This is a genomic window from Arthrobacter sp. cf158, assembly GCF_900106835.1.
In the GTDB taxonomy this organism is placed as follows: domain Bacteria; phylum Actinomycetota; class Actinomycetes; order Actinomycetales; family Micrococcaceae; genus Arthrobacter.
The window spans coordinates 171,446-189,319 of record NZ_FNNR01000004.1 but is presented as its reverse complement, the minus strand read 5'-3'; the positions used below and the strand labels follow the sequence as shown (position 1 = coordinate 189,319).

Below are 17,874 nucleotides of genomic sequence, written 5' to 3'. Positions count from 1 at the left end.
AAATGCGCAACATTCTCCTGATCCATTGCCACGATCTGGGCCGCTTCCTGGGCACCTATGGAGTGGAGACCGTCTCCACACCCAACCTGGACGCCCTGGCCGATGAATCCACCCTCTTCGAACAGGCCTTCGCAACGGCCCCGCACTGCAGCCCTGCCCGCGCCTCACTGTTCACCGGGACGTATCCGCAGAGCAACGGCGTCCTGGGCCTCACCCACGAGCCGTTTGGCTGGGACCTGAACGAGCCCTCCCAGCACATCGCCTACAGGTTGAAGTCGGCCGGCTATCAGACCGAGCTGGTTGGTGTGCACCATGAATCCCGGGTTCTGGCCGACGACGTGGTGGCCAGCAGGCTTGGTTTCGACCGCGCCCGTACGGGAGGTGCGCGGGACGTCGTCGTGCATCGCGCCACTGACGCACTGCGGCGGATGTCCGGCAGCGACCGTCCCTTTTACCTGCAGGTGGGCTTCACGGAGCCGCACCGCGTGCCGTCCGAACGGGACCGCCCAGGCGTCATGGGGTTCCTGGCCGACGGCGTGAACCCGGACGTCTCCCGGGGGCACACAGTCCCGGCTCATCTGGTTGACAACGACGGCGCCCGCGAGGAAATCGCCGAACTGCAGGGCGCTGTGAAGCACATGGACGAAGGTGTGGGCAGCATTCTCGCGGAACTCGATTCGTTGGGCCTCCGAGACCAGACACTGGTGCTGTTCACCACCGATCACGGCCTTGCGCTGCCCCGCGCCAAATGCACCCTGTACGACGCCGGACTGGGCGTTGCGCTGATGCTTCGCCACCCCGGCAACGCGGCATGGTCCGGGAGACGCGTGACGGACATCGTCAGCCACGTGGACGTCCTGCCCACCTTGCTGGAGCTTGCCGGACTGCCCCTCCCGGAAGGCCTCGCCGGTGCCAGCCTGCGTCCGGCCGTCGAAGCAGGCGAGGCTCCGCGAAGCCACTGTTTCAGCCAGTTGAGTTACCACACGTATTACGACCCCAAACGATCAGTGCGGACATCCACGCGCAAGCTGATCGTCAACTTCTCCAACGCACCACGCGCCATGGATCCCACCCAATCCTGGATTCACCGCAGCCTGCCGGCAGACCTTGGCGGCCCAACCATCGGCACCAGTCCGGCCCTGGAACTCTACGACCTCACCGTGGATCCAGAGGAACTGGACAACATCGCCGGCCACCCGGAGCAGTCGGAAATCCTCAGGGATCTATCCGCCACCCTCTTCGACTGGATGCGGGAATGCGGCGATCCCCTCCTTACCGCCCCCGTAGCAGCCAGCCGCCACAAGCTCGCCCTCGACGCGATCCACGAAGCCACCCTCACCCGAAAGTAGTCACCATGTTTACTCGAAAAATGCGCACCACCACTTTGGCCACAGCCGTCGTCGTTACCGCGGCTTTGACGCTCACCGCTTGCGGTTCGGCCGGTTCGTCAACGTCCGACGGCGGCCAGGCCACCGGCAAGGTGACGCTCTGGATGTACCCCGTCATCAAGGACGAGACCGCCAGCAAGAAGTTCTGGCAGGACACTGAGGCAAGCTTCGAGACGGCCAACCCCGGAATCGACCTGACCATCGAGCTCCAGACGTTCGACAAGCGGGACGCCCAGATCTCGGCGGCACTTGCCGCAGGCTCGGGACCCGACGTCGTACTTATTACGCCAGACCAAGCAGCCACGTACCGTAACGTCCGCGGGCTCCTGCCAGTAGATAAGGCTGTTGAGCAGGACAAGGACAGCTTCTACCCCGGCACGCTGGAGGCCGCGACGTTCGACGACGAAGTATTTGGCGTTCCGCTGTTCCAGAACATCAACACCACCGCTTACAACACCAAGATCTTCGCGGACGCAGGAGTGCCGCTGCCCAAGACCTGGGATGACCTGCGCAGCGCGGCGCCGGTTCTGGCGAAGAAGGGCGTCGCCGTGATGGACTACGCCGGAAGCCCCGAGCAGACGCTCAACCTGTCCTTCTATCCGCTGCTGTGGCAGGCCGGCGGAACGGTTTTCACCGATGATGCCAAGGACATCGCGTTCGATTCCGAGGCCGGTGTTTCGGCACTCCAGTTGCTGATCGACTTGAAGAAGCTCGGCGGGCTACCCGCGGACGCGACCACCGATGGCCCCAAGGTTGAAGGTGCTCCGATCGCCACCGGCAAGGCCGCGATGCGGGCCACCACGTCGTTGCCGGAATTGAAGCAGATGCGCGCCGCACTCGGAGCCGAAAACGTTGCACTGGGCGCTCCGTTGCAGGGCAAGGTCCAGGCGACCTACGGCAACCCTGGTTTGCTGGCACTGACCTCCATCAACAAGAAGGAAAACCGGGAAGCCGCCTACAAGGTGATGAGCTACTTGAGCTCGGCCGAGTCCCAGAAGGCCCTCAATGCCGCCGCGGGAAACCTCCCCACCCGGACCGACGCCGCGGCATTGGGCACGGACCCGGACTCCCTGGCCATGGCAGAAGCTTTGAAGACCGCCAACCCCGGCGAATCGTCACCTGTTGCACGCCAAGTCATGGGTGCCCTCGCGCCCAACATCCAGGCCGCCCTCCGCGGTGATGTCACCGCCAAGGAAGCCCTTGACCGTGCAGCCACGGAAGCCCGCGGCATCCTGCAGCGCTCGGCATCCTAAGCCCGGCCCCACCACCGATTGGTCACCCCATGTCCATAAACACCCGTACCAGAAACCCGCTGGCCGGCCGACATCCCGAGTTGACGGCCCCCCAGTTCAAACCCTTCGGGGCCAAGAAAGCCCGTAGCGGCGAGGCGCTGGCCGGCATCCTGTTCGTCCTTCCCACGCTGATCATTTTTGGCCTCTTCAAATTCCTCCCCATCTTTGGGGCCGGAGCCATGAGCCTGACCGAGTACAGCCTCAACGGTGACTTCGAATTCCTGGGCGCAGATAATTACGTGCGCCTGGCCGAGGACCCCAACTTCTGGCAAAGCCTGCGCGTGACATTCCTGTACGTGGCGATCTTTGTTCCGTTCATCATCGCCGTGTCACTGGCCGGGGCCGTCCTCCTGGACAAACTGGTCCGGTTCACGGGCACCTTCCGGGCGCTGCTGTTCATTCCGTACCTCAGCTCGTTCGTGATGGCCGGGATCATTTGGACCTGGATCTTCTCCACAGACGGTCCGCTCAATGCTGCACTGGGCAGCCTGGGCATGGGGCCCATTCCCTTCACGTCAGGCCCTCAACTGCTGGTCCTCTTGTCCCTGGCCGTGGTGTCAGTGTGGAAAGGCTTCGGCTACTCCATGTTGATCTTCCTGGCCGGCCTCAAAGCCCAGCCCGCTGAAGTCCATGAAGCCGCCCGCATTGACGGGGCCGGTGCGTGGAAATCGTTCTGGTACGTGACGTTGCCGCTACTGAAACCCGTGGTGTTCTTCGTCCTGGTCATCGAGACGATCGTGGGGTTCCAGGTCTTCGACACCATCTACGTGATGACCGGAGGCGGACCCGCCCGGGCCAGCCACAGCCTCATCTACTTCCTGTTCGATGAAGGCTTCAAGTTCTTCGACTTCGGCTACGCATCGGCCATCGGCGTGGTGCTGTTCGTCATTGTGCTCATCCTCTCGCTCATCCAGCAGCGCTTCTTCGAAGGTAAGGACTCCAAGTGACTGCCACCGTTTCAACTCCAGCTGGACGTCACCCCGCCGGACGTCCCGCCCAAGGCCCCGCCGGGCACAGCCCAAGGCGCAATACCGAGAAGCGCCGCCAGCGCACCCTGACGTGGGTGTTGGCAGTAATCTCGCTCTTCACTGTTGCACCCCTCATTGCCGTGGCAGTGCTGGCGCTCTCCCCCGCCGACGCCCCCACCCTGCCGTACGCGCTGCCGTCGTCGCTGACATTGGACAACATTGTCCGCATCTTCAACGTGGGCGAGTTCCCACTCTGGCTCTGGAACTCGTTCCTGTACTCGGCTGTGTCCGTGGTGGTTGTGTTGCTCACGGCATCCATGGCCGCCTACGCACTGGCCCGCAAGAGGTTCCCGGGACGCAACGCGCTGCTGTGGGCCATCATCGCCACCATGATGGTGCCCGTCCAAGCCACCCTGATCCCCACGTTCATCCTTATCTCCAAAATGGGCGGGGTGAACACCCTCTGGGGGCTGATCCTGCCCACGCTGGCCAACGCCCAGGCGATCTTCCTCATCCGGCAGTTCGTTCGGGACATGCCCGAGGAACTCTTCGATGCCGCCCGCATCGACGGTGCCGGCGAGTGGCGGACGTTCTGGCAGATCGTCCTCCCCTTGATCCGCCCCGTCCTGGCAACACTCGCAATCTTCGTCTTCCTGTGGCACTGGAATGATCTCCTGTGGCCCTTGGTGGTGGGCCAGTCGGACGCAGCCAGGACGCTCACGGTGGGCTTGGCAACGTTGAACACCGAGACCGCCTCCACGTCCAACGTCATGGCAGCCACTCTGGTCAGCTTCATACCGTGCCTGGTGATCTTCGCCCTCCTGCAAAAGCACATCGTCGCCAGCATCACGCACAGCGGGGTCAAGGGATGACGTCTGCCGAGCCCATCCGCTTTGGGCTCATCGGTGTCGACTCCCCGCACGCGCCCTCCTTTACGCGCCTCTTCGGCAACGGTGTGGACGGGGCGGTCCCCGGCGGCACGGTGACGCACGCTTGGAAGGGGGAACCGGCGTCGGACTTTCCGCTGAGCCTCCGCGTCGACGCCTTCGCGGACGAGGTCTGCAGACTTGGGGTCACCCTGTGCGACTCCCCGGAAGCCGTGGCCGAGGCATGCGATGCGCTCTTGATCGTGGCCTCGGATGCACGGACCCACCCGGAGTACTTCAGGCGGGTTGCCCGGTACGGAAAGCCCATTTACGTCGACACCCGTTTTGCGCCGTCCCTAGCTGAAGCGCGGAGCATGCTGGCTTTGGCCGAGGCCTCGGGTTCGTTGGTCCTGGCGGGTTCGCCGAAGCGCTTTGCGCGCGAATTCCGAGCGGCTCTTGGGGCTGCCGACGCGCACCGGGTATCGCTCACTGGACCGCTACCCACTCAGCCTGGCCATCCCGGCTTCTCGTGGTACGGGGTGCATTTGGTGGACCTCGCCGTCGCGTCGCTGGGTTCGGTCGCCACCCGCTCCGGAAAAGTGACGGTCGACGCCGGGCGGCCAGGACCTGCTGCAGGCCAGGTTGCCGTGACGGTCGACTGGGGCGACGGCCGGGTGGCGATCATGAGCGGCGAAGCTGAATGGAACCCGTACACCCGGGGCCGGATTGAAACCACCGAGGGTCTGGCCACTTTCTCGATCGAAGCCGGGCCCCCGATGCTGGTGGGCCTCCTTGAGGACATTGTGGAATCGTGCCGCAGCGGCAGGCCCAATGTGCCGCTGCCCGAAATCCTCAGCATCGTGGCCATCGTGGAAGCAAGCAACAAGAGCCTCGAAACGGGAGTCCCCGTGACAGTAGGCAGCTAGTTACGCACCCAAAAGTTAGGAAACCCATGGCAGAAATCATCATTGTCCGCGACCAGGCCGAGGCCGGCTCCCTCGCCGCTTCCATCATCATTGGAAAGGTCAGTTCGAACCCCACTACCGTGCTGGGCCTGGCGACGGGCTCCACCCCACTCTCCACTTATGCAGCGCTGGCGCGGGCCGTCCGTGACCATCGGATCGATGTTTCCGGCGTACGTGGCTTTGCCCTGGACGAGTACCTCGGGGTTCCTCCGCAGCACCCGGAAAGCTACCGCTCGGTCATCACCCGGGAAGTGGTTGAGCCGTTGGGATTGAATCCGGATCAGGTTTTCACCCCGCGCGGAACTGGCGCAGACATTGGCCAGGCCGGGGCAGAGTACGAAGCCTTGATTGCCGAGGCCGGTGGCGTCGACCTGCAGATTTTGGGCATCGGTTCCAACGGACACATCGCCTTCAACGAACCGGGCTCGTCGTTGGCTTCACCCACCCGAATCAAGGCCTTGACGGAGCAAACCCGCAGGGACAACGCCCGATTCTTCGGAAACCCTGACGAGGTTCCAACGCATTGCATCACCCAAGGCCTGGGGACCATCCTCCGTGCCAGGCACTTGGTCCTCCTGGCCTTTGGGGCGAACAAGGCCCATGCCGTTGCTGCAGCGTTGGAAGGACCTGTCTCCTCGGCCGTGCCTGGCTCGGTGGTTCAGCAGCATCCCCACGCCACGGTCATCATCGATGAAGAGGCCGCGTCCATGGTGGCGCACGCCGAGTATTACCGGCATGCCTGGCGATCGGCGCAAGAGCTGAATGCAGTAGGTTTTTAGCGGGGGCAAACGCACCCCGTATTCCAAAAAGGGGACCGTACATGGGGCAAGACACTCACACTTCAGGCTGGAAAGCATTCTGGAACCAGGGCGGGTGGTGGCGGTCCATTCTTTTGGTGGTGGTCTACATGGCCTTCTACTTGGGCGCCGGCCTGCTGATCGGTTCGATCGCGGGAGACCAGATCGTGGCCGAGGACATCTTCCGCACGCCTCAGAGTGTGTTCTTCGGTATCACGTTCCCGCTGATTGTTGGCAGCGTGGTACTGCTGGCTTTCCTGTCCTCCACAGGCTGGCTCAGGCCACTCTTCGCGCCGCAGCCCATCAAGGGGAAGTGGTGGATGTGGGTGGCTCCGTTCTTCTTGGTGGTTGCTATTGTCCTTCGATTCCTGGGCATCGATTACGGCAGTTATGAAGCCTCGGTGGTGGTGGTCACCATCCTCACTGGCTTGTTGATCGGCTTCGCCGAAGAGGTGCTGACGCGTGGAATCGTAGTGAAAATGCTGCGGGACTCAGGGAAGTCCGAGTGGGTCGTCATGGTTCTTTCTTCGCTGATCTTTGCCCTCCTGCACGCAGCCAACGCCCTTTCCGGGCAACCGATCGTCACAGTCCTGGTGACTGTCGGGTTCACCTTCGGGTTCGGGATCTGCATGTACCTGACCCTGCGCGTCACCGGCAACCTGATCTGGCCGATCATCCTTCACGCACTGTACGATCCCACCCTGTTCCTCGCCACAGGTGGGATTGACCAGGCAGCCGCCGGTCCGCAGAGCACCTTCCTGTTGCTTGCCGGACCGGCCAACATGATTTACATCCTGATCGCTTTGGTCGCGTTGATTGTGGTTCGAGGAAGGGTGCAGCGCGCGCGTTTGTCCGAACCTGTCTTGAGCTAGTTCCACATAACAGAAGCGTTCGACGGCTGGTTGCCACCCGCCGTCGAACGCTTCCTTTGCGCTTGCAGTACTTGGTGCGCTGTTACGCCTGGCTGATGTCGATCCCTGTCACCGGAGCGCCCGCTTTCTCGTAGACAAGCGCAACGGCGCCTTTCGAGAAGCCCTGCGGTGGCTGCGCCAAGCGAAAGGCTGCGGGCACGCCGGCTCCGTCGGGGAACAGGCGCTTACCCGAGCCAAACGTCAGTGGGTAGAGGTAGAGGTTCAGCCTGTCCACGAGGTCGGCTTCGAGCAATGACCTGGCGAGGTCGCCGCTGCCGATCACGTGGATGTCCTGGAATCTCTCCCTCAGTGCGGCCACCTCCGCCACCTCGGCCAACGCTGTGGTTCCTTCCCATCCCGGGTCTGTCAGGGTCCTCGACACCACGAACTTTGGCAAGGCGTTGAACGTATCGGCAATGTGGTCACTCTGGTTGGGCCAGAACCCGGCGAAGATGTCATAGGTCCTGCGGCCCAGCAGCAGCGCGTCCATCCGGTCGATTCCCGCGACGATCGCCTCGCCGCTCTCCTGGTCCGAGTACGCCGCCTGCCATCCTCCGAACTCGAAGCCGCCCGAGGTGTCCTCGTCGGGACCACCTGGCGCCTGATACACGCCGTCGAGGGTGATGAAAAGGTCAACGGAGAGAATTCCCATGGTGTGTTCCTTTGGTGAGTGTCCGGGCATGCTCTTGGATGCGCGCCATCCTAGTCCGGCCACGGTGCTGGCGGGAGGGTCGCGCGGTACTCCGGGTGGGGCTATTCTGGCGCGCATGGCCCAGGCAAGCTCACCAGCACGTGCGTGGATCGGGACGGTTCTCTTCTTGTTCCTGGCACCCGGCGTCGTCGCGGGATTTGTTCCGTGGCTCATCTCCGGCTGGCGTTGGTTTGACTGGGGCTCAGCGTGGATTGTGATGTTCTTTGCGTGGAGCGCCATCGCTGCTGGGGTGGCCTTCCTCCTACACGCTTTCGCGTTGTTTGCTCTGCACCACGGAACGCCCGCTCCTGTGGCTCCCACTGAAACGCTGGTGGTGACGGGCGCCTACCGCTTTGTACGCAATCCGATGTACCTCGCGGTGCTGAGCATCATTCTGGGCCAGGCGCTGCTATTCGGAAGTTGGCGGCTGGTGATCTATGCAGTGATTGTCCTCGCCGCGGTGTTCGCGTTTGTGAAGGGCTACGAGGAACCAACCCTCACCGAGACCTACGGCGAGCAATACCTGAACTACCAACGCAATGTCCCGGGGTGGTGGCCGCGGTTCACGCCGTGGCGGGGGTAATCGCACTCGTTGCCGTACCGCCTAAGTGGGCTCGGCCTGTCCCTCGTCAGGTTCTGCCCATTCGAGCGCAGCGACCAGGTGCCCTTCGTTGGGCAGGGCTTGCTGTTCGGAGGCCGGGAGCTTGTCGTATGTATAGGCGGCGACTGCCATGGGTGAGGTTGACCGCCCGAGGCTGTACCTGACGCTGCGGTCGTTCTTAGTGCCGCAGATCAGGATGCCAATCGTTTCGTTGTGATGCTCCCGGCGAAGCATGTCATCCACAAGGGCAACGTAAAAGTTCAGCTTGCCGGCGTACTCAGGCTGGAACTTTCCTGTCTTGAGCTCGATAACCAACGTGGTGTAAGAAGGGCGTTGCCGTGCCACCGAGTGTTCCGTCAATGCCCTCTCAGTCTTGGCTATCAGAGTCAGCTACAGTTCCCTGCTCAAGCGCGGCGGTAATTGCTTCAGGAGACGGCAAAGCTGCCCTTTCTTCCGGAGGAAGGGAATCGTAAGTGTATGAACTCACGGCGACTGGCTGGGATGACCCGTCCAGTGCGTACCGCACTGTCGGCTCATGCTTGGAGCCGCAAACCAGAATTCCAACCGTGGGAGCCATTCCTGGGAACTTCACCAAGTCGTTGACCGCAGCCACGTAGAAATTCAACTGCCCAAGATGTTCGGGCCTGAATTTGCCTGACTTCAGCTCCACGACCACAAAGCGGTTGGTGGGCACGTGAACTAGGAGAAGGTCGATGTAAAAGTCCTCGCCATGGGCATCGAGATGGAACTGCCGACCATAAAAGGCAAAACCCCTGCCGAACTCGGCGAGCGTCTGAGACATCCGCTGGGTCATCGCCTCCTCCATGGCCAGCTCCTCGACTTCCTTGGTCAGTCCCAGGAAATCGAAGACCAATGGATCCTTGACAACACTGCGCGCCAGAGCCGCTCCATCTTCGGAAAGCCGTTCTTTAAGGTTGTTCGGCGCTGCACCGGCTCTGCGGTGTAGTCCAGTCGTGATCTGGTGCTCGAGGACTTCAAGCCTCCAGTTGAGCTCGCGTGCTTGTTCCGCATACCAGTTGCGGATCGCCGAGTCCTTCAGTTTGAGCAGTTCAATGATGTGGCCCCAAGGCAGTCCGCCAACCCGTGCCCGGTCGGTAGGGTCAGACAGGTTCCAAGCCGCTGCAAACGCTCGCATGTAAAAGAGATTGGAACGAGAGAAGCCGCGCATGTGAGGAAAGGCGGCTTTGAGGTCCACTGCCAGCCGCTGCAAAATCTTGGTACCCCACGGCTGAGCTGCCTGCCGTTCCAGGATCGTCGAGCCGATCTCCCAGTACATCTGAACCATGGCGTTGCTCGCGGCCTGCTGCGCGCGACTTTGCACCGAGCTGACGAGCCCCTTCAAGGACACGAGCATACTGGCATATCCGCTGGGCAGTTCAGGTTCAATTTGAGGCACGCCCCTACGTTAGGCGCTGGGTCTGACAGGATACTCCGGGCCGATTGCCCTCGATTAGTCCAAAGGTCTTTGGACTAATCGGAATCACGAACCTGCGCACCGCCATCTTTCCAATAGTCCAAAGAACTTTGGACTATTGGATTCCCCCTACTCCACGTCCTCCCCCGGCACGGTGGACTCCCGGATGATCAGTTTCGGGGCCAGGCTCACGCGGCGGAGGGCCGGCGAAACCGCAGATCCGGTCTTTCCGGCAAGACGTTCCATGCACATGGCGACGGCGGCGTGGCCTACGTCCCGCTTCGGCGGGGCGATGGAGGTCAGGGGCACGGGGGCGAGGTCCGCCACCTCGTCGTCGTAGGCCACGATCGCCAGGTCCTCCGGGACGTCCAGCCCTGATTCCTCGGCGAGGTTAATCAACGTGATGGCTTCCTCGTCCGGGAGCACCAGGGCCGCGTGCGTCTCAGTGCGACGGCAGTCTCTGAGGAATTTCGCGAACTCTTTTTGGTTGTTGCCTGCGCCCACCACTGAACGAACGTATTCCATGATGGGCGCATCAGTTTCGAGCCCCAGCTTGGCTACCATGCGCTCGTGGCTTTCACGGAGCCACGGCGCTGTGGGGCTGGTGGCGATGGCAAGCCCTATCCTGCGGTGGCCCAAGGATGCGAGGTGCTCAAGGGCAAGCTCGGCACCATAGCTGTGATCGGACATCACGGATTCGAACACGCGGCTTGAACGTTCCACGAGCACTACGGGGATTCGCAGCCAGGACAGCAGCTCGAATGTTGGAGATCCGGGTTCAAGGGATCCGGCGGTTGCCAACAGTATCCCGTCCACGGAGTTGGCCACCATGCGTTGGAGCTGCCGGTGCTCGTCCTCCGCGGAGTAGTTGCTGACCCCCAGAATCAGCCGGGCGTTCAATTCCCTGGCGGCTGATTCCGCGCCGCGGATGACCTCCGGAAAGTAGTAGCCCGTGGTCGGGACAATGAGGCCCAGGGTCGCGAGCGGCTGGCGGGATCTCCTGTGAACGGTGTCGCCTGGCCGTTCGGAGGGGACGGGAACGGCGCCGCCGTGGACCCGGCGCAGCAGCCCTTGGGCAGCAAGCTGTGTCAGGTCCCGGCGGATGGTCATGGTGGACAGTCCGGTCTTCTCCGCGAACCCATTGACGGTCAGGGATCCCCGCATTTCAAGCTCGCGCAGAATCTTCTCGTGGCGTTCGCCGCTAAGCATGCCCACCCTCTCCGGAGTCCAGATGTTCAAACAAGCATAGGTGACCGTATGCACGTGCGTTGCGGGGCCCGCTCTGCGCGGTAAATACTCGCCAGAGAGCGCAAAACGGGCCCCGCAACGCCGGGCACCTACCGCCGGGGGTGGTCGTTGATCCGCACGAGGTTCCGGCCCCGCATGGTGTAGAGGTAGCCGTCCTCATCGTTGTTAATGTGCGAGCCGCTGTACCAAGCGCCGTCGATGTCGGCCACCACGGTGGCAACCTCGAAGGTCTTCGGGTCGAAGCGGAAGACGTGGGTGTTGGAAACGCCATACACCGCGCCGCGGTTGGTCACCAGGGCTGCGAAGCCGTAGCTCACCGAGGTGATATCGGCTTGGTGCACGAGCTTGCGCTTGGGAAGGTCTATAACGAACACAGTGCCCTTGCGGGACACACCATAGAGGTACTTTCCCTGCACTGCCAGGGCACTGACTCCGGAATTCTGTCCGGGATCGATCCTCCACAGTTCCTTGCCCTTCACTGGGTCGAAGGCAACCACGGTCCCCGCCCCGCCAACGTCCGGAAGGCCGCCGCCCAAGTAGGCCACGCCGTCGCGGCTTGCAACGGCACGAACCAACTGGGTCTCATCCACCGGGTTCACGAAGAAGCCCTTCTTGCCGGTGCGCGGGTCATAGGTCCACAGCGAACCTCCGCCCTCGGTGTCCGCTTGAGTGACTACCAGGACAAGCTTGTTGCTTTCGTCCCAGCAGACGTCCAGGGGCCGGTTTTGCTCCTTGGGAAAGTCGGCCACCTGCGTGATCGGCTTTCCGTTCCGGGGGTCGTAGCTCCAGATGCCCTGACCGCTGTACTGGCCTGTATAAAGGGCACCATCCACAACGATCGCGTCCTTCGCCTCACCCGGAGCGCTCATGTTCGTGACGTGGCCATCCTTCAGCGAGCGGCGTGCAATGACGCCGTTGCCTCCCACATAGACATAACCTGCGCCTGCCGCGATCCCCATCACCGATTGAGGATCAGAGGGTGCGCCAGCTTCGCCGAGGTCGGTGGTCTTGGTGGCGCCGCTTACGGGGTCGATCTCCGCGATGAAGCCATAACCAGAGGTGACCAGCAACTTGCCATCCCTGGAATCGACGCCCCAGACTTCCCCGAGGGAGGGGCCCTCAAACGGCACGGCAGCGATCGTGTTCGATGCCAGCGAGTAGGCGAGAAGTCCGGTCTCGTTGGCGAAATAGACGTTGTCCCCCATCACCGCGAAACTCTTGGCCACCTTGCCTTCCGAGACCGTCAGCGCGTACGACGAGTGGTTGGCCAGGCTGAGAGCGGCCATCTTGGCGTTCTCCAACGATCCTGCGGAGCTGACCACAAGCTTGTCCCCCACCACTGCGAGGTCGCGGATGCTGGGATCTGGCAGGATTTCGGACGGAGTCACGTTGGTGAACTTCCGGGATGCTGTGTCGTAGGCGTAGAGGCAGGCCCGGCTGGCGCCGCTTCCGCCGTTGAGCGTGCTGCCCGCACCGAAGAACACCGTGGCGTCCGTCGCGGCTACGGCGCGGGCCAAGGTTGCTCCCGCGTCCGGGATGCCAAGGCTCGCTACCTGGCCTGTGGCGGGGTTGTATTCCCAGAGGGCCGGCGCGGTGCTGCTTCCGCCGCCAACTGCATAAAGCCTGCCATTGGGTGCGACGCTGATGTCCCGGACATCCCGGTCTCCGATGTAGCCGATCGCCGTAGCCTTGGTGCCGAGACTGTTGAGGTCCCAGCGGAACAGGTTCGGCAGTGTGCCGGTGGACTTCTGGAGGACACCGGCGTAGAGGTACCGGCCTGAAGGATCGGCGGCCAACGTCTGGATGGAGTGGCCGTTGCTGAGTTCGGTTTGGCCGATGACCTTGCCCGTGGGGACGTGGAAGGCAATGATCCGGACCGGCTCCAGGTTGCGGGAACCGATGTACAGAACATCGCCAACCAGCAGGCCGCTCATCAGGGAGAACTGTACGACGGCGGGACCCAGGTCCAGGATTTCCGTCGCCTTTGGCTTGGAGCCCAGAAGGGCGGACGCCGACGCCGGTTGGCCGGCTGCCAGCCCGATGGCCGCGGCGAGCGACGCTGCTCCGCCAACTTGTAGGACTGACCGTCTGCTGATGTTCGATTTCTCCATTGGAATCCCTGTTCTTAGGTAATGGCTTTTCAGTAGTCGCCGTTTCGGGTGTCCAGAATTCATAGCAGCGTGGAACTGACAGCGTCCAGCATTTCTGTTCGTTCAAACAGAACTGGCAGCGAAGTTGCACAGTAGAGTCCCCAAAGACCGTCGTTTTAGTCACGCGGCAATGTTTGAAAATGTTTGAAATCTTGTAGATGTTCGAAGCAGCGCGGTTACATGGATTCACCTCATGTGGCCCCAACCACACAAACCTTCTTCGCATCGCAAGTCTTCAAAGGAGAACACCATGAAGCGTCGTCATCTCTTTGCCGGAGTAGCTGGCTTGGCCGCCAGCACTCTGTTGCTGGCCGCCTGCGGTACTGGCCCCACCCCAGCGGCAGCGCCCACACCCACGGAAGATCCCTCAGGTTCCATCACCTTCTGGTCCTCGCTGGCAGGCATGGACAAAGTGGCTGAAGCGTTCAATGCCAGCCAGGACAAGATCAAAGTCAGCTTCGAAACCATCCCCAACGGCGCCAACGGTGGCTACGCAAAACTCTCCACCGCCATCACCGCAGGCAACGGCCCTGACGTAGCCACCATCGAATACCCGCAGCTGCCGCAGTTCGTCAGCAACAGCCAGGTGATCCCGCTCGATGGCCTGATCAACAAGGCCGAGACCGTGGACAAGCTCACGGACGAGACCAAGGCTCTGGTCCAGTTCGGTGAGAAAACCTACGCACTTCCGTACGACGCAGCCCCCATGCTCATGTGGTACCGCCAAGACATGCTGGCGAAGGCCGGCGTCGAGGTCCCCACAACCTGGGATGAATTCGAACAGGCCGGCAAAAAGCTCAAGGCCGTGGCGCCTGACTCTTATCTGGCCAGCTTCAACCCCAACGAGGTAGCGGCGAGCGCCGGATTGGCCTGGCAGGCAGGTGCCAAGTGGTTTGGGACCGAGGGTGACAGTTGGAAGGTGGGCGTCAATGACGAGGCCACGCAGAAGGTTGCCACTTACTGGCAGAAGCTGATCGACCAGAAGATCGTCAAGGTCACCCAGGCCTACAGCGACGAGTGGAGCCTGGACCTGGCCAACAGCACGGTGGTTGGCGTGCTGGGCGCCAACTGGAGCGCTACCGGTATCCAGAAGCGCACCGAAGCCAGCGGCCAAAAGGGCCAGTGGATCGCTGCAGAAATGCCAACATGGGGCAACGAGTCCGGAGCCTTCTATGGCGGATCCAGCTTCAACGTGACCAAGAGCAGCAAGAACCCGGCTGCGGCCGCCAAGTTCGTCGAGTTCCTCACCACCAACCAGGACGCCATCAAGGCCCGCGGCAACACCGGCTCCGCTTTCCTCGCCTTTCCGGGCCTGACACCGGTGGCACAGAAGGCGTATGACGCCAGCTACTTTGGCAACGACATCTACGAGGTCTTCACCAAGGCGTATGGCACCATCACCCCGGGCTGGCAGTGGGGTCCCAACTGGGACATCACCAACACTGCGCTCAAGGACGCCTACGGCAAGCTGACCACCGGCGGCACCATCCATGACGCCGTCGATACTGCGCAGGACGCCACCGTGGCAGGCCTGAAGCAAGCCGGCCTGGCCGTCAAAGAGTAGCTCCGCCACCGAATAGCCACACAGGCAGGGGGCCTCATGAGGAGGCCCCCTCCAAGCTAGGAGAATCCCATGGCCACCCAGGCCCTCACCACCACAGTGCGCCGCCGAGGCCGCGCACTGGCGGGAACCGGCGGAAGGACTGCCGCGCTGTTCCTGGTTCCCTTCTTCGCGGTCTTCGCGATCGCCATGATCGCACCGGTGATCTACTCCCTGGTGCTGAGTTTCCACTCGCAGCAAAAGTCCGGGCTGGGCTTCGGTGAAGCCAAGACGGTCTTCGTTGGACTTGAGAACTATGTGCAGGTCTTCCAGTCCGAGACGTTCGTTGAAGGCATCGCCCGCCTTGGCTTGTATTGCCTGATCTACATTCCCTGCATGGTGGGCGGCGCAGTGGCCTTTGCCCTCCTCCTGGACGCAACCGTTGCCAAGGCACGCAAACTTTTCCAGCTCCTGGTGTTCCTTCCCCACGCCGTCCCCGGCGTCATCGCCGCCCTCATTTGGGCGTACCTCTACACCCCTGGCATCAGTCCGCTGGTCCAAGCGCTCCAGGGTGGTGGGATCCAGATCAACTTCCTGGACTCACACATGGTCCTCCCGTCCATCGTGAACATCGGCGTCTGGGAGTGGACCGGTTACAACGTGATCATCCTGTTCACCGCTTTGCAGGCCGTTCCCCGGGAAATCCTGGAAGCAGCCCGCGTGGACGGTGCCGGAGAAATCCGCGCGGCCGTCAGCATCAAGTTTCCGCTGATCCTTCCGGCGTTGAGCGTCATCATGCTCTTCACCATCATCGGAACCCTGCAGCTGTTCACGGAACCATCCATCATCTCCAAGGCCACGGCATCAGTCACCAGCACATGGGTTCCCAACCTCTGGGCTTATGACGCGGCCTTCATCCGCCACAACCTCAACCAGGCCGCAGCTGCCTCCATCATCATCGCCGGACTTGCAGCAGTCCTGTCACTGGCCGTTACCCGCCTTAGCTCCAGGATGAACAAATCATGAGCGCCTCAACTCTCCCCCGCCCCCGCACCACCCCGGACACAGCAACTCCCCGCCGCACCGGATCCCGTTCCAACCGCACCGGACCCAGTTCCAACCGCGGCGGCGGCTTCGCCAGCAAGCTCACCGTCAACGGGCTCCTGATCATCGGCTCCGCCTACATGGTGGTCCCGGTACTGTGGCTGGTGTTCGCCTCCACCAAGAACGCTGCTGACCTGTACGGCACCAGCGCCTACGCCTTGGGGAACTTCTCCTTGTTTGAGAACATCGCCAATGTGGCCAAGCAGGACGGCGGCCTGTTCTTCCGCTGGCTGGGTAACTCCGTGATGTATGCCGGTGTTGGCGCCGTCCTGGGCAGCCTGATTTCGGTGATGGCCGGCTATGCATTCGACAAATTCCAGTTCCGCTGGAAGGACTCCTTGTTCGGTTTCGTCCTGGTGGGAGTCCTGATTCCCAACACGGCCACGGTGCTGCCCATGTACCTTCTGGCCTCCCTGGTGGGCATGACCAACACCATCTGGGCCGTCCTCATCCCGGTGTTGTGCAACCCCTTCGGCGTCTACCTGGCCAGGGTTTACTCCGCGAGCTACGTTCCGGCAGAAACCCTTGAAGCAGCACGCATGGACGGTGCAGGACCCATCCGGTCCTTCTTCTCCCTGGGCCTGCCCATGATGATGCCCGGCTACATCACCATCGCCCTGTTCCAGTTCGTAGGAGTATGGAACAACTTCATGCTCCCGCTGGTGATGCTCCAAGACCAGAAATTACTCCCCGTCAGCGTCGGCATCTCCATCTGGCAGGGATACTCCGTTCCGCAGCCCGAATTCACCCCCATGGTCATCACAGGCTCGCTCCTGTCCATCATTCCGTTGCTGGTGGCCTTCATCATGCTGCAGCGCTTCTGGAAATCCGGCCTCACTACAGGGAGCGTCAAATGACCACACCATCACTGAACGTCGCACTCGCCATGGGTCCCGGCGTCGTATCCCGTGTGTTTCCGCAACGCCGGCTGGACTCCTTGGCACCCGGGCTGAGGCTCCTCAGCCCGGACCCCATGGAAGATTTCACCTCGCCGCGTTCGCTGAAACTCCTTGCGGAGACGGACATCCTCCTCACAGGCTGGGGATGCCCGAAGCTGGACGCCGTTGCCCTGGCCGCGGCCCCGCGCTTGACCCACGTCCTCCACGCCGGAGGCTCGGTCAAGCATCACGTGGGCGAGGAGTGCTGGGAAAGGGGCATCCACGTCAGCACGGCCGCCGACGCCAACTCCATTCCGGTTGCCGAATACACGGTGGCCATGATCCTGCTGGCCAACAAGAGAGTCCTGCAGATCGCCCGCAAGCTCCACACAGAGAGGGTGGAAATCGAGCCGGACCAGGTGTTTCCGGACATGGGCAACTTCGGCAAGCGGGTGGGCATCATTGGCGCCTCAAGGATCGGCAAGCACGTCATCCGCCTCCTGAAGTCCTACGACGTGAAGGTCTTCGTCTCCGACCCCTTCCTGGACCAGGCCGCGGCGGCCGCGCTCGGCGTCGAACGTCTCAGTCTGGAAGAGCTGGTGGCCACGTGCGATGTGGTCAGCCTCCACGCGCCGTCGCTGCCGTCCACCTACAACCTGATCCACGAAGGGCTGGTTGGGAGCTTCAAGCCGGGCGCCACGTTCATCAACACGGCCCGGGGTGAACTGGTGGATCAGGACGCGTTGCTCCGGCGAATCGAACAAGGTGACCTGTATGCGGTCCTGGATGTCACCACGCCCTGGGTTCTCCCTGCGGACTCAGGCTTCTATACCCATCCACATGTGCTTCTCACGCCGCACCTGGCTGGTTCGTTGGGCATGGAACTGGAACGGATGGCTGTGAGCACCATCGAGGAAGCTGCGCGGATCTCACGGGGGGAACCACTCCTCCACAGGCTCCACGCGAAGGACCTGGCGTTCACCGCATAACGACGACGGCGGCGACTTAAAGCCCCCCGGCTGGCATACTCAATCCCATCC

General features: G+C 62.3%; 17 protein-coding genes. 12 read left to right on the top strand and 5 right to left on the bottom strand.

Translation table 11 applies throughout. The features are described 5' to 3' along the window. Positions 1–2: 2 nt before the first annotated feature. The 7 genes from BLW08_RS09700 to BLW08_RS09670 are packed head-to-tail and all read left to right on the top strand — an operon-like array spanning position 3 to position 7,148. Positions 3–1,349, top strand: a complete 1,347-nt coding sequence (locus BLW08_RS09700) for a sulfatase family protein (RefSeq protein ID WP_091324742.1) — start codon at positions 3–5, stop codon at positions 1,347–1,349. A 20-nt stretch (positions 1,350–1,369) separates the two neighbouring features. Then, positions 1,370–2,641 (top strand): sugar ABC transporter substrate-binding protein, encoded by a 1,272-nt coding sequence (locus BLW08_RS09695; RefSeq protein WP_091324740.1) that lies wholly within the window; start codon positions 1,370–1,372, stop codon positions 2,639–2,641. Positions 2,642–2,670: 29 nt separating this feature from the next. Further along, the gene (locus BLW08_RS09690; RefSeq protein ID WP_091324738.1) at positions 2,671–3,627 is read left to right on the top strand and encodes a carbohydrate ABC transporter permease; all 957 of its coding nucleotides are present in this window, start codon (positions 2,671–2,673) and stop codon (positions 3,625–3,627) included. Beyond that, complete coding sequence (locus tag BLW08_RS09685; protein ID WP_254779803.1) at positions 3,624–4,520, top strand: carbohydrate ABC transporter permease; 897 nt, start codon at positions 3,624–3,626, stop codon at positions 4,518–4,520. Before BLW08_RS09690 ends, BLW08_RS09685 begins: the two co-directional genes overlap by 4 nt. Continuing rightward, positions 4,517–5,440 carry a Gfo/Idh/MocA family protein gene (locus tag BLW08_RS09680; RefSeq protein WP_091324736.1) on the top strand — a complete coding sequence of 308 codons (924 nt, stop codon included), beginning with the start codon at positions 4,517–4,519 and terminating at the stop codon, positions 5,438–5,440. Before BLW08_RS09685 ends, BLW08_RS09680 begins: the two co-directional genes overlap by 4 nt. Before the next feature lie 26 nt (positions 5,441–5,466). Continuing rightward, positions 5,467–6,258 carry a glucosamine-6-phosphate deaminase gene (gene nagB / locus BLW08_RS09675; protein WP_091324734.1) on the top strand — a complete coding sequence of 264 codons (792 nt, stop codon included), beginning with the start codon at positions 5,467–5,469 and terminating at the stop codon, positions 6,256–6,258. 41 nt (positions 6,259–6,299) lie between these two features. Next, positions 6,300–7,148 (top strand): CPBP family intramembrane glutamic endopeptidase, encoded by an 849-nt coding sequence (locus tag BLW08_RS09670; protein ID WP_091324732.1) that lies wholly within the window; start codon positions 6,300–6,302, stop codon positions 7,146–7,148. Positions 7,149–7,230: 82 nt separating this feature from the next. On the opposite strand, the gene BLW08_RS09665 is transcribed toward BLW08_RS09670, so the two are convergent. After that, positions 7,231–7,839: a dihydrofolate reductase family protein gene (locus BLW08_RS09665; RefSeq protein ID WP_091324731.1), complete on the bottom strand. Its 609-nt coding sequence runs from the start codon at positions 7,837–7,839 to the stop codon at positions 7,231–7,233. Between the two features lie 115 nt (positions 7,840–7,954). Here BLW08_RS09665 and BLW08_RS09660 point away from each other — a divergent pair, with 115 nt between their 5' ends. Then, positions 7,955–8,461 (top strand): methyltransferase family protein, encoded by a 507-nt coding sequence (locus tag BLW08_RS09660; RefSeq protein ID WP_091324729.1) that lies wholly within the window; start codon positions 7,955–7,957, stop codon positions 8,459–8,461. A 21-nt stretch (positions 8,462–8,482) separates the two neighbouring features. Here the strand turns inward: BLW08_RS09660 and BLW08_RS09655 are convergent, their stop codons facing one another. The 4 genes from BLW08_RS09655 to BLW08_RS09640 all read right to left on the bottom strand — a co-directional run bounded on the left by BLW08_RS09655 (position 8,483) and on the right by BLW08_RS09640 (position 13,273). Next, positions 8,483–8,839: a PDDEXK nuclease domain-containing protein gene (locus tag BLW08_RS09655; protein ID WP_254779802.1), complete on the bottom strand. Its 357-nt coding sequence runs from the start codon at positions 8,837–8,839 to the stop codon at positions 8,483–8,485. Positions 8,840–8,846: 7 nt separating this feature from the next. After that, positions 8,847–9,896: a PDDEXK nuclease domain-containing protein gene (locus BLW08_RS09650; protein ID WP_175538636.1), complete on the bottom strand. Its 1,050-nt coding sequence runs from the start codon at positions 9,894–9,896 to the stop codon at positions 8,847–8,849. Positions 9,897–10,043: 147 nt separating this feature from the next. Continuing rightward, entirely contained in the window at positions 10,044–11,153 is a 1,110-nt protein-coding gene (locus tag BLW08_RS09645) for a substrate-binding domain-containing protein (protein WP_091324726.1), read from the bottom strand. 98 nt (positions 11,154–11,251) lie between these two features. Then, positions 11,252–13,273 (bottom strand): outer membrane protein assembly factor BamB family protein, encoded by a 2,022-nt coding sequence (locus BLW08_RS09640; protein WP_091324724.1) that lies wholly within the window; start codon positions 13,271–13,273, stop codon positions 11,252–11,254. 289 nt (positions 13,274–13,562) lie between these two features. On the opposite strand from BLW08_RS09640, the gene BLW08_RS09635 reads away from it, so the two are divergent. The 4 genes from BLW08_RS09635 (at position 13,563) to BLW08_RS09620 (ending at position 17,823) form a co-directional block, all read left to right on the top strand. Next, a complete protein-coding gene (locus BLW08_RS09635; RefSeq protein ID WP_091324722.1) occupies positions 13,563–14,876 on the top strand; it encodes an ABC transporter substrate-binding protein in 1,314 nt (437 codons plus the stop codon). 69 nt (positions 14,877–14,945) lie between these two features. Beyond that, a complete protein-coding gene (locus BLW08_RS09630; protein ID WP_091324721.1) occupies positions 14,946–15,878 on the top strand; it encodes a carbohydrate ABC transporter permease in 933 nt (310 codons plus the stop codon). After that, the gene (locus BLW08_RS09625) at positions 15,875–16,813 is read left to right on the top strand and encodes a carbohydrate ABC transporter permease (RefSeq protein ID WP_091324719.1); all 939 of its coding nucleotides are present in this window, start codon (positions 15,875–15,877) and stop codon (positions 16,811–16,813) included. Before BLW08_RS09630 ends, BLW08_RS09625 begins: the two co-directional genes overlap by 4 nt. After that, positions 16,810–17,823 (top strand): hydroxyacid dehydrogenase, encoded by a 1,014-nt coding sequence (locus BLW08_RS09620; protein WP_091324718.1) that lies wholly within the window; start codon positions 16,810–16,812, stop codon positions 17,821–17,823. The genes BLW08_RS09625 and BLW08_RS09620 overlap by 4 nt, the downstream gene beginning before the upstream one ends. Positions 17,824–17,874 lie beyond the last annotated feature (51 nt).